At 68.8% G+C, this 9,789-nt stretch carries 13 protein-coding genes; 5 read left to right on the forward strand and 8 right to left on the reverse strand.

Annotated elements, in window-relative coordinates; genetic code table 11:
• Window positions 1–165: 165 nt before the first annotated feature.
• The 6 genes from ACWDU1_RS23305 to clpS all read right to left on the reverse strand — a co-directional run bounded on the left by ACWDU1_RS23305 (window position 166) and on the right by clpS (window position 3,972).
• On the reverse strand, window positions 166–1,128 hold the full coding sequence (locus tag ACWDU1_RS23305; RefSeq protein WP_450001500.1) for a PLP-dependent cysteine synthase family protein: 963 nt from the start codon (window positions 1,126–1,128) through the stop codon (window positions 166–168).
• A 7-nt stretch (window positions 1,129–1,135) separates the two neighbouring features.
• Window positions 1,136–1,411, reverse strand: a complete 276-nt coding sequence (locus ACWDU1_RS23310) for a MoaD/ThiS family protein (protein WP_450001501.1) — start codon at window positions 1,409–1,411, stop codon at window positions 1,136–1,138.
• Between the two features lie 45 nt (window positions 1,412–1,456).
• Window positions 1,457–1,879 carry a Mov34/MPN/PAD-1 family protein gene (locus ACWDU1_RS23315; protein ID WP_450001503.1) on the reverse strand — a complete coding sequence of 141 codons (423 nt, stop codon included), beginning with the start codon at window positions 1,877–1,879 and terminating at the stop codon, window positions 1,457–1,459.
• Window positions 1,880–1,963: 84 nt separating this feature from the next.
• Window positions 1,964–3,022: a P1 family peptidase gene (locus ACWDU1_RS23320; protein WP_450001505.1), complete on the reverse strand. Its 1,059-nt coding sequence runs from the start codon at window positions 3,020–3,022 to the stop codon at window positions 1,964–1,966.
• Complete coding sequence (gene aosR, locus ACWDU1_RS23325) at window positions 3,019–3,588, reverse strand: oxidative stress transcriptional regulator AosR (protein ID WP_450001507.1); 570 nt, start codon at window positions 3,586–3,588, stop codon at window positions 3,019–3,021. Before aosR ends, ACWDU1_RS23320 begins: the two co-directional genes overlap by 4 nt.
• Before the next feature lie 21 nt (window positions 3,589–3,609).
• Window positions 3,610–3,972: an ATP-dependent Clp protease adapter ClpS gene (clpS, locus tag ACWDU1_RS23330; RefSeq protein ID WP_450001509.1), complete on the reverse strand. Its 363-nt coding sequence runs from the start codon at window positions 3,970–3,972 to the stop codon at window positions 3,610–3,612.
• 111 nt (window positions 3,973–4,083) lie between these two features.
• Here clpS and ACWDU1_RS23335 point away from each other — a divergent pair, with 111 nt between their 5' ends.
• The 5 genes from ACWDU1_RS23335 to ACWDU1_RS23355 all read left to right on the forward strand — a co-directional run bounded on the left by ACWDU1_RS23335 (window position 4,084) and on the right by ACWDU1_RS23355 (window position 8,494).
• Window positions 4,084–5,394: a nicotinate phosphoribosyltransferase gene (locus ACWDU1_RS23335; protein WP_450001519.1), complete on the forward strand. Its 1,311-nt coding sequence runs from the start codon at window positions 4,084–4,086 to the stop codon at window positions 5,392–5,394.
• A 28-nt stretch (window positions 5,395–5,422) separates the two neighbouring features.
• Complete coding sequence (locus ACWDU1_RS23340) at window positions 5,423–5,995, forward strand: nicotinamidase (protein WP_450001510.1); 573 nt, start codon at window positions 5,423–5,425, stop codon at window positions 5,993–5,995.
• A gap of 60 nt (window positions 5,996–6,055) precedes the next feature.
• Window positions 6,056–6,382 carry an MmcQ/YjbR family DNA-binding protein gene (locus ACWDU1_RS23345; protein WP_450001512.1) on the forward strand — a complete coding sequence of 109 codons (327 nt, stop codon included), beginning with the start codon at window positions 6,056–6,058 and terminating at the stop codon, window positions 6,380–6,382.
• A 55-nt stretch (window positions 6,383–6,437) separates the two neighbouring features.
• Complete coding sequence (locus ACWDU1_RS23350) at window positions 6,438–7,094, forward strand: PadR family transcriptional regulator (protein WP_450001514.1); 657 nt, start codon at window positions 6,438–6,440, stop codon at window positions 7,092–7,094.
• A gap of 185 nt (window positions 7,095–7,279) precedes the next feature.
• Window positions 7,280–8,494: an FAD-dependent monooxygenase gene (locus ACWDU1_RS23355; RefSeq protein ID WP_450001515.1), complete on the forward strand. Its 1,215-nt coding sequence runs from the start codon at window positions 7,280–7,282 to the stop codon at window positions 8,492–8,494.
• A gap of 176 nt (window positions 8,495–8,670) precedes the next feature.
• Here ACWDU1_RS23355 and ACWDU1_RS23360 read toward each other — a convergent pair whose 3' ends face one another.
• Both ACWDU1_RS23360 and ACWDU1_RS23365 read right to left on the reverse strand, forming a co-directional pair.
• Window positions 8,671–8,895, reverse strand: coding sequence for a hypothetical protein (locus ACWDU1_RS23360; protein ID WP_450001517.1), 225 nt, complete (start codon window positions 8,893–8,895; stop codon window positions 8,671–8,673).
• 35 nt (window positions 8,896–8,930) lie between these two features.
• Window positions 8,931–9,728: an HNH endonuclease family protein gene (locus ACWDU1_RS23365; protein ID WP_450001518.1), complete on the reverse strand. Its 798-nt coding sequence runs from the start codon at window positions 9,726–9,728 to the stop codon at window positions 8,931–8,933.
• Window positions 9,729–9,789: the final 61 nt, after the last annotated feature.

The following is a 9,789-nucleotide window of genomic DNA, read 5'->3' on the forward strand; positions in this document are numbered from 1 at the left end:
CGGTCACCACCAGGCCCGACGAGAGCCAGTCGGCGGGGAACTTCTGGCCGGGCATGATGCCGCGTGTCAGCGCTCGAAGCGAAGCGGCGCAGCCGCCAGTCTCGAGCGCTGACAGCAGGCGCTCAGGAGGGCCGAACCTCGAGCGGCGGAGCCGCTCCAACCAACTCAAGCCCAGAGTTGGCCTTCCAGGCGTTCCTCGGCTTCTTCCAGCGTGCCGTCGTAGGCGCCGGTGGAGAGGTACTTCCAGCCGCCGTCGGCGACCACGAAGGCGATATCGGCCCGTTCCCCGGCCGCGACCACTTTGCGGGCCACCCCGAGGGCGGCGTGCAGGATGGCGCCGGTGGAGATTCCGGCGAAGATGCCTTCCTCTAGCACCAGTTCGCGGGTGCGCCGGACGGCGTCGTAGGGGCCGACGGAGAATCGGCTGGTGAGTACCGTTTCGTCGTAGAGTTCCGGGATGAAGCCCTCGTCGATGTTGCGCAGGCCGTAGACCAGCTCACCGTAGCGGGGCTCGGCGGCCACGATCTGGATCCCGGGGACCTTTTCCCGCAGGAAGCGGCCGGTGCCCATCAGGGTTCCGGTGGTGCCCAGACCGGCTACGAAATGGGTGATCTCGGGCAGGTCGGCGAGGATCTCCGGCCCGGTGGTCTCGTAGTGGGCGAGTGCGTTGGCGGGGTTGCCGTATTGGTAGAGCATCACCCAGTCGGGGTTGGCCGCGGCGATCTCCTTGGCCTTGGCGACCGCCTGGTTCGACCCTCCGGCCGCCGGCGAATCGATGATCTCGGCGCCGAACATGGTGAGCAGCTGGCGCCGTTCCACCGAGGTGTTCTCCGGCATCACGCATACCAGCCGGTAGCCCTTGAGCTTGGCCGCCATGGCCAGTGAGATCCCGGTGTTGCCGCTGGTGGGCTCCAGGATGGTGCAGCCGGGGGTGAGGCGGCCGTCGGTTTCGGCCTGTTCGATCATCCGCAGCGCCGGCCGGTCCTTGATCGACCCGGTGGGGTTGCGGTCCTCGAGTTTGGCCCACAGCCGTACCGGCCGCTCGCCCTCCCATTGCGGGGAGAGGGTGCGCAGGCCGACCAGCGGCGTGTCGCCGAGGGTCGCGATCAGCGATTCGTAGCGTGCCACCGGTCCGTCAGACCCCGCCCGCGACGGCCGGCAGGATCGTCACCGTCGAGCCCTCGCCGACCGTGGTCTCGAGACCGCCGGAGAAACGCACATCCTCGTCGTCGACGTAGATGTTGACGTAGCGGTTCAGTTTGCCTTCTTTGAGCAGCCGCTCGGCCAGTCCCGGGTGGTTGGATTCCAGGTTGTCGATCACCGAGGCGAGCGTGGACCCCTCGGCCTCGACACGCTTCTCGCCTCCGGTGTGGGTGCGCATGATGGTCGGGATGGACACGGTGACCGGCATGAAAACTCCTAGCTCGTTACGGTCGGGGTCGGAAATCTGTGGGGGTCAAGCGGTTTCGTAGGCGGGGACGACCTGTACCGGTTCCTCGGTGACCTCGCCGTCGACGATCCGGTAACTGCGCAGTTCGTGCTGTTCGGGGTCGCGGGTGGAGATCAGCACATAGTGGGCGCCGGGTTCGGAGGCGTAGGAGATATCGGTGCGGCTCGGGTAGGCCTCGGTCGCGGTATGGGAGTGGTAGATCACCACCGGTTCCTCGTCGGCGTCGTCCATGGCCCGCCAGACCTTCAGCTGTTCACCGGAGTCGAACCGGTAGAAGGTGGGCGACCGTTCGGCGTTGAGCATCGAGACGAATCGTTCGGGCCGATCCGAACCCTCCGGCCCGGCGATGATCCCGCAGGCCTCGTCGGGGTGATCGGCGCGCGCGTGCGCGACCATCGAATCCACCAGGTCGGCCCTGATCACGAGCACAATCGAACCCTTCCACACATCGTCTCGGCGCACGCCGACCCGTCAGAGCCGACAACCGTCGAGGATATTCGGGTATTCCCGGCCCTAACCCAGGAGGTCGGTATAGGTGGGGATACCGGCCACCGGTACGGCCGCGAGGACGGCGTCGACCATGGCCCGCTCCACACAGACCGCGGTGGCGGTGCAGAGTTCGTCGAGCAGCGGGAGATCGGCGGGGAACGCGCCCGGCAGCGCCGGCAGGGGCGGCGGTTCGGCCGTACCTGTGGCCAGGGCGAAGAAGGTGTCGCCGTCGAGCGGGGAGTGGGCGGGGCGGACCGCCCGGGCCAGACCGTCGTGGGCGACCGTGGCCAGCCGGTGGCAGGCCGCCGGGTCCAGTGGCGCGTCGGTGGCGACCACGCCGATGGTGGTGTTGAGGACGGTCGATTTCACGGGTAGCGCGTTCGCCGCCGCGAGCCGTTCGGCGCCGGGCGGGCGCAGCCCGAAGAAGTCCGGTCCGTCGGTGCCCGCGCCCCAGGGCAGGCCGGTGCGGGGGTCGAAAACCGAGCCCACGGGGTTGGCGACGACCAGTGCGCCGACCGTGAGCCCGGCCGCCATGCCGTCGGTGAATCGGATACTCGCGCTGCCGATTCCGCCTTTGAGCGAACCGGCCTGCGCACCCACTCCGGCGCCGACACAGCCGCGCAGGAAATCGGTTCCGGCCGCCGCCGCGGCGTGGTAGCCGAACTCGGCGGTCGGGCGGGTGTGCCAGTCGCCGACGGGCAGGTCGAAGATCACCGCCGCGGGCACGATCGGCACGACCCGGGACGGGTCCTCGGGCGACATCGGGATGCCTTCGCCGTGTTCCTCCAGCAGCCGCATCACGCCGTCGGCCGCGGCCAGGCCGTAGGCGCTGCCGCCGGTGAGCAGCACGGCGTGTGCCTGCCGCACGGTGTTGGACGGCGCGAGGAGATCGGTTTCCCGGGTGCCGGGCCCGCCGCCGCGGACATCGACCGCGGCGGTCGCGCCGCCCGGCGCCCGGACCACGGTGCAACCGGTGGCCGCGCCGGACCCGCGGGTCGCGTCCGGGTCGAGGGCGTGGTGGTGGCCCACCAGCAGCCCGGCGATATCGGTGAGGGCGTTGCGGGGGCCGGGGGCGCCGGTCACGGGGCCATCGCCTGCAGCAGCGAGTCCTGCATCCAGGTGAGCCAGTGGTAGACGTCGAGATGCGGGGCGCGCGGATCGTCGGGCGGGAACTGCTCGGGCGTGTCGGCGTCGATTTCGAGCACCACTCCGAGCGCCAGGCGGACATCGGTGAGCGCGGTCAGCCAGGCGTCCGCCTCTTCCGGGGTGATCAGGATCTTGCCGCCCTCTTCCGGGACCGTGTGCAGGACGACTCCGGCCGCGGCCAGCTTCTCGTCGATGATCTCCGGCTCGTGCAGGCCGCGCAGCGCGCTGTTCAGGTCGGCGCGGTCGGCATCGGGCGAGCCGGGCTCGGCGCGGTGGAATTCGGGAAGCAGCCGGGCGAGTCGCGGGTCGTCGGGCGGGAGGGTGTTGCCGCTGCGCAGGCCGGTGAGGGCGGCGAGTTCGTCCTCCGGCGCCGAGGACGCCCGCTCACCCAGCAGGCCCGAAACGGCGCCCACCAGGGAACGCAGCACACTCGCTTCGCGCGCGTCCAGCTCCGACCGCAGCTTGAGACCGCTCAATGAGTTCTTCCGGCTCCATTTACGCACGTCGTTACGGTAACCGTCCGATCAGTCGTCGCGCTGCATGGTGGCCCACAGCCCGGCCGCGTGTAGCCGGCGCACATCCTGTTCCATCTTGTCCCGCGAACCCGACGAGACAACCGCCTTGCCCTCGTTGTGCACCTTCAGCATCAGCTCGGTCGCCTTGGCTTTGCTGTAGCCGAACAGCTTCTGGAAGATATAGGCGACGTAGTGCATGAGGTTGACCGGATCGTCCCAGACCACGGTGACCCACGGCCGGTCCTCCGCCTCCAGGATCTCGGTGGCTTCCACCGCTTCGGGCGTCGCCTGTGCCGCCGACAACATGGCGCCGGGAGCTCCGGCGCGGACCGCGATCGTCCGATAGCGGGGTGCTGTATTGCACAAGGCCATGAATTCAAGGGTACGACTCGAGGAGTAATTCACAACACCCGGAGCAGGAACGATACGTCCGCCACCGGCGGTTCCCCCGCCCGTGGGCCCGGCCTGTTTACAGTGACCACCGTGGACCTGCGCGACGCGGTGGGCAGCACCGCCCTGCTGACCGATCAATACGAACTGACGATGCTGGCGGCGGCCCTCGCCGACGGGTCGGCCACCCGCCGGTGCACGTTCGAGGTGTTCGCCCGGCGCTTGCCGCACGGCCGCCGCTACGGCGTGGTCGCGGGGACGGGGCGGCTGCTCGACGCCCTCGGGCAGTTCCGGTTCGGCCCCGCGGAGCTCGAGGTCGCGGCCCGGTTCCTGGACGAGCGGACCGTGGCATGGCTGCGAGATTTCCGGTTCGCCGGCGATATCGACGGCTACGCGGAAGGGGAACTGTATTTTCCGGGTTCCCCGATTCTGTCGGTGACCGGCACGTTCGCGGAATGCGTGGTCCTGGAGACACTGGTGCTGTCGGTGCTGAACTACGACAGCGCGATCGCGGCCGCCGCCGCGCGGATGGTCAGTGCGGCGGCCGGGCGCCGGACGATAGAAATGGGTTCGCGCCGGACCCACGAACTGGCGGCCCCGGCCGGGGCCCGGGCCGCCTACCTGGCCGGTTTCGACGCGACCTCCAACCTCGAGGCGGTCCGCCGCTACGGCGTGCCCGGCGCGGGGACCAGCGCGCACGCCTTCACCCTGGTGCACAGCGGGCCCGACGGGGAGCACGAGGTGGAGGCGTTCCGCAGTCAGGTCGCGACCCTCGGCGCCGGCACCACCCTGCTGGTGGACACCTTCGATATCACCCGCGGTGTCGCGCTGGCGGTCGAGGTGGCCGGCCCGCGTCTGGGGGCGGTCCGCATCGATTCCGGTGACCTCGGGGTGCTGGCCCGGCAGGTCCGCCGCCAACTGGACGACCTGGGCGCGCCGAACACCCGGATCGTTGTATCCGGTGATCTGGACGAATACGCGATCGCGGCCCTGCGCGCCGAACCCGTCGACGCGTACGGGGTGGGTACGCAGCTGGTCACCGGTTCGGGCGCGCCGACCGCGGGGATGGTCTACAAGCTGGTGGAGGTCGACGGGGTGCCGGTGGCGAAGAGGTCCAGTCACAAGGAGTCGCGCGGCGGTGCCAAACGGGCGCTGCGACTGGCGCGACGCACCGGGACCATCGTCGAGGAGATCGTCTACCCCGCTACCGCCGAGCGACCGGATTCCGGGGAGTTCGAGGCGCGCGAACTGATGGTTCCGCTGGTGCGCGGCGGCGAGGTACTCGACCGCCCCGAACTCGCCGAATCTCGCGATCTGGTGGCTCGCGGACTGGTGAGCCTGCCGTGGGAGGGCCTCAAATTGTCCGCCGGCGATCCCGCCGTGCCCACCACATTTGTGGCCTGACCGGAACAGGGCGCGCACACTGAGGGGTATGAGACGCGCGCTGATCGTGGTGGATGTACAGAACGACTTCTGCGAGGGCGGGTCCCTCGCCGTGGCGGGTGGTGCTCGCATCGCGGAGCTGATCAGCGATTATGTGGCCGGCTCCGAGTACGACGCGGTGGTGGCCACCCGCGACTATCACGTCGATCCCGGTTCCCATTTCTCCGAGTCGCCCGACTATGTGGACAGTTGGCCGCCGCATTGCCGCGTCGGCACTTCCGGTGCGGATTTCCATCCGAATTTCGATACGAGCGCGGTGCAGGCGGTGTTCTCGAAGGGGGAGTACTCGGCCGCCTACTCGGGTTTCGAAGGCGCCTCGGAAGAGGGGGCGCCACTGGCCGATTGGTTGCGCGGCCGGGAGATCGAACAGGTCGATATCGTCGGTATCGCCACCGACCACTGTGTCCGGGCCACCGCCTTGGACGCCGTCACGGCGGGTTTCGCGACGCGGGTGCTGCTCGACCTCACGGCGGGGGTCGCACCCGGCACTGTGGAGCGGGCGCTGGACCAGCTCACCGATGCCGGAGTGGAGCTTTCGGGGACGATCCGCGCCGACGTCTGAGCCTCCGGCGCCCGGCCGTCCGGGTTGGGTGCCGGGTCTCGCCGGGGCAGAATTTCGTCCATGACCGCCACCGGGGACGACGTCCGCACCTACGCGCTCTCACTGCCCGAGACCTCCGAGCAGTTCACCTGGGGAATGCCGGTATTCCGGGTGGAGCGCAGGCTTTTTCTCACCCTGCCCGAGGACGAGACCTCGATGGCGGTGCGGTGCCCGGTGGTCGACCGGGACGAACTGGTGCTCGCCGAACCCGCGAAGTTCTGGATCGCGGGGCACGAGGCGGGCAACCCGTGGGTCCGGGTGCGGCTGGCCGCGCTGGACGACGCCGAGGAGATGCGGGCCATCGTCCTGGATTCGTGGCGGCTGGCCGCCCCCGGACATCTGCTGTAGGGCCTTGCTGCCGCATACTCGTCTGCGTATATTCGTAGACGAGTAAGGAGGGTGCATGGCGAAGAAACGCAAGGTCGGCAACTTGCTGGCGCTGGCGGTCCTCGCCGTGATGCAGGACGAGGCCATGCACCGGTACCAGATCGCCGCGCGGCTGCGTGACTACGGCAAAGACCGCGATATGGATATCAAGTGGGGGTCGCTCTACACGGTCGTCCAGAATCTGGCGAAGGCCGGATTTCTCGAGGTGACCGGCAGCGAACGCGAAGGCGCCCGCCCGGAGCGGGTGATCTACCGGATCACCGCTGCCGGTCGCACCGAACTCGTCGACTGGACCCGGGAACTGATCGCCGACCCGGAACCCGAACAGAGCCGCTTCGTCGCCGGGCTGTCGATCCTGGCGTGCCTGCCGCCGGCCGAGGTCGCCGAATTGCTCGGCCGCCGGCTGGTCGCTCTCGACGAGCGGATCGCGCACACCGAGCGGGAGTTCGCCGAACTCGCCGGGCAGCTGCCGCGGCTGTTCCTGATCGAATCCGAATACGGACTGGCCGTCCTGCGGGCCGAGGCCAGCTGGACCCGCGAACTCCGGGCCGAACTGCTCGACGGCACCTTCCCCGACCTGGCGGAATGGCAGGCGTGGCACAGCGGACCGGAAGTGGATTCCGCGCGTGCCCGCGATTACGTGAAGGGGGCCGATACGACCAGCGATCACTGAATTTGCACCGGGCTCGATGGAGGTGCGGCAACACCGCCATCGAGCTCGGGTCACCTGTCTCGGACCGTGCCCGCCTACGCACACCCGGCCGCGAGTTTGGCAGAACACAGGATAACCGGGTGAGTGGACGACGGGGCGGTTCGGATCCATCGGATCCGAAACACACCTCCATGAGGAGTACACCCATGTCCAGAATCGACACCGCCCTGGTGATCGGCGGCGGAATCGCGGGGCCGGTCGCGGCCACCGCCCTGCGCAAGGCGGGTATCGCCGCCGAAATCTACGAGTCCTATCCGGGCCCGGCCCACACCATCGGCAGCGGGCTCGCGCTGGCCCCGAACGGGGTGGCCGCGCTCGATCTGATCGGCGCCGGCGACGCGGTCCGCGATATCGCGGTATCGGTACCCCGGATGAGCCTGTCGGTCGGCGGGAAACTGCTGCCCGCGCCCGTTCTGCCGGATCAGCCGCCGCTGCAGCTCGTGGATCGCGCCGAGCTGCACCTGGCACTACACGAACGGGCCGTGGCCGCCGGAGTCCCGGTCACCTTCGGCAAACGCCTGGTGGCGGCCGAGCAGACCACCGCCGGTGTCACGGCTCGTTTCGCCGACGGCACCACCGCCACCGCCGATATCCTGATCGGTGCCGACGGTGTCCGGTCGACCGTGCGCGAGCTGATCGATCCGCGGGCACCCGGCCCCGAATACACCGGCATGCTCGGATTCGGCGCCACCATCGAATGCGACGCCGATATCCCGCCGCGCACCATGGTCTTCGCCTACGGCAAACAGGCCTACTACCTGTACTGGGCTCTCGGCGACGGCCGCGTCGGCTGGGGCGTGAACCTGCCGAGCACGCGGTACCTCTCGCTGTCCGAGGCGAGGGATATCCCGGCGCAACAGTGGCTCGACACCCTGCGCGAGGTGTACGGAGACGACATCCCCGGCGGGCAGTTCGCCCGCGCCACCACCCCCGAGCAACTGGAGGTCACCGGCGCGCTCCACATCATGCCGCCGGTACCGCACTGGTACCGGGGCCGGATGGTACTGGTCGGCGATGCGGTACACGCCCCCTCCAACAGCTCCGGCCAAGGCGCCGCACTGGCGGTGGAGAGCGCCGTACAACTGGCCCGCTGCCTACGCGATATCGACGACCCGGCCACCGCTTTCGCCACCTACGAGAACCTGCGCCGCACGCGAGTGGAAGGAGTCGCGGCCCGCGCCGCCAAGATCAACCACAGCAAGACCCCGGGCCCGGTGGCCCGCAAGATCATGCAGCTGGTCATGCCGATAATGGCCCGAGCCATGAACCCCGAGAAGATGCTCGGCACCGAACAACGCTACCGAATCAATTGGGACGACCCCGTACCCCCCATATCCCCGAACCACGCCACCCCGCGATAACGACACCCCCGGTTCCGACCACTTCTCGCGGAATGAGCCCACCCCTCCGATCCGGATGGGCTCATTCCGCCAAGGACCCACCCCCTCCTCGCCCCAGCGAGCAAGGCCCCTCCCTCACCCGCGAGCGAAGCCCGCTTCACCCAACGAGCATCCCCCGCCCGAGCCGCCCGCAATCCTCAACTCTCGAACGGGATCTTGTTCCCCGCCGCGTCCCTGGCCCCGATCCCCTTCGTAATAGCCTCCGCCAGTTCCCGGCAGGTTTCCCAGGTCCGCGGTTCCTCGTCATCGAGGTTCCCGATCGTGTACCACTCCTCGGTTTCCCGGTAGCGCACCAGCCCGCGGCCATCGGGGTCGAGGGTGATGTCGAGCTCGCCGGAGATCGTCCCTGCCTCCCGGGTCATGACCGAGGCCTTGTCGGGTAGTTCGATGACTTCCGTTATTTGAATTCACCTCGCTGTACGCAGTCGTCCACCGCGGTGCGCAGTGCGGTCTGTTCGTCCTGGTCCACGCTCAGCCCGTACTTTACTTTCACCTGGAGGTAGTGCCAGATATAGCCACACCGGAAACTTCCCGGCGGAAGGTAGTCGGAGGGGTCCTGGTCACCTTTGGAGCGGTTGGCCGAGGGGTCGGAGGCGATGAGGTTCACCGCGTCGTTGGCGATCCGGCGCCGGGTGTCGGTGTCGAGGTCCTTGGCTCCCGATCGCCAGGCTTCGGCGAGTGGGACGATGTGCTCGGCGTCCACTCCTTTGGATTCGGCGATGAACTTGTAGGGCTTCAGTTTCCCGGTCTTGCTGTCCATCACGCCGTAGGCGTCCTGCCAGCCGCCGCCCTTGCCGATTTTCAGATCGCAGGTTTTCGGGTCCAGGCTCACGTCGCCGGTGGCGTCGCGCAGGAGCATGACCTCCCGGGTGGTGCATTTGCTGTATTGCGCGAATTCGGGCCCGAAGCCGTGCTCGGCGGCATTGTCGTCCCAGTGCGGGAACTTCTCCCGGCTGTAGCCCGCCATCGTGGCTTCTTTCGTCACGGGCAGTTTGTCGAGGGCCGCGCGCGCCTCCACGGCGGTGGCCCCGGCGGATTGCGCGGCGCCCGCGGCGGGTCCGGTGCCGGGGGTTCCGGTTTCTACCGAGCAGCCGGCGAGTCCGGCGACGATGAGGAGCGGAGCCGCGGCGGCGGCGAATTTACGCAGCGGGCCGGGCTCGGTGCCCGGCTTTACTTCATATGCTGTGGACTTCAACGAATTTCCTTGCCGAGGTTCCGGGATGTGCCGTGTGCCGAGCACCGGCGTCAAGCTACCG

This window comes from Nocardia sp. NPDC003345, assembly GCF_053589395.1.

What these genes read in the sequence shown, in the direction of transcription:
- clpS (WP_450001509.1), bottom strand. Translation starts at nt 3,972, where the DNA reads ATGGCCTTGTGCAATACAGCACCCCGCTATCGGACGATCGCGGTCCGC.
- ACWDU1_RS23345 (WP_450001512.1), top strand. Translation starts at nt 6,056, where the DNA reads ATGACCGCCACCGGGGACGACGTCCGCACCTACGCGCTCTCACTGCCC.
- ACWDU1_RS23310 (WP_450001501.1), bottom strand. Translation starts at nt 1,411, where the DNA reads ATGCCGGTCACCGTGTCCATCCCGACCATCATGCGCACCCACACCGGA.
- ACWDU1_RS23355 (WP_450001515.1), top strand. Translation starts at nt 7,280, where the DNA reads ATGTCCAGAATCGACACCGCCCTGGTGATCGGCGGCGGAATCGCGGGG.
- ACWDU1_RS23340 (WP_450001510.1), top strand. Translation starts at nt 5,423, where the DNA reads ATGAGACGCGCGCTGATCGTGGTGGATGTACAGAACGACTTCTGCGAG.
- ACWDU1_RS23360 (WP_450001517.1), bottom strand. Translation starts at nt 8,895, where the DNA reads ATGACCCGGGAGGCAGGGACGATCTCCGGCGAGCTCGACATCACCCTC.
- ACWDU1_RS23350 (WP_450001514.1), top strand. Translation starts at nt 6,438, where the DNA reads ATGGCGAAGAAACGCAAGGTCGGCAACTTGCTGGCGCTGGCGGTCCTC.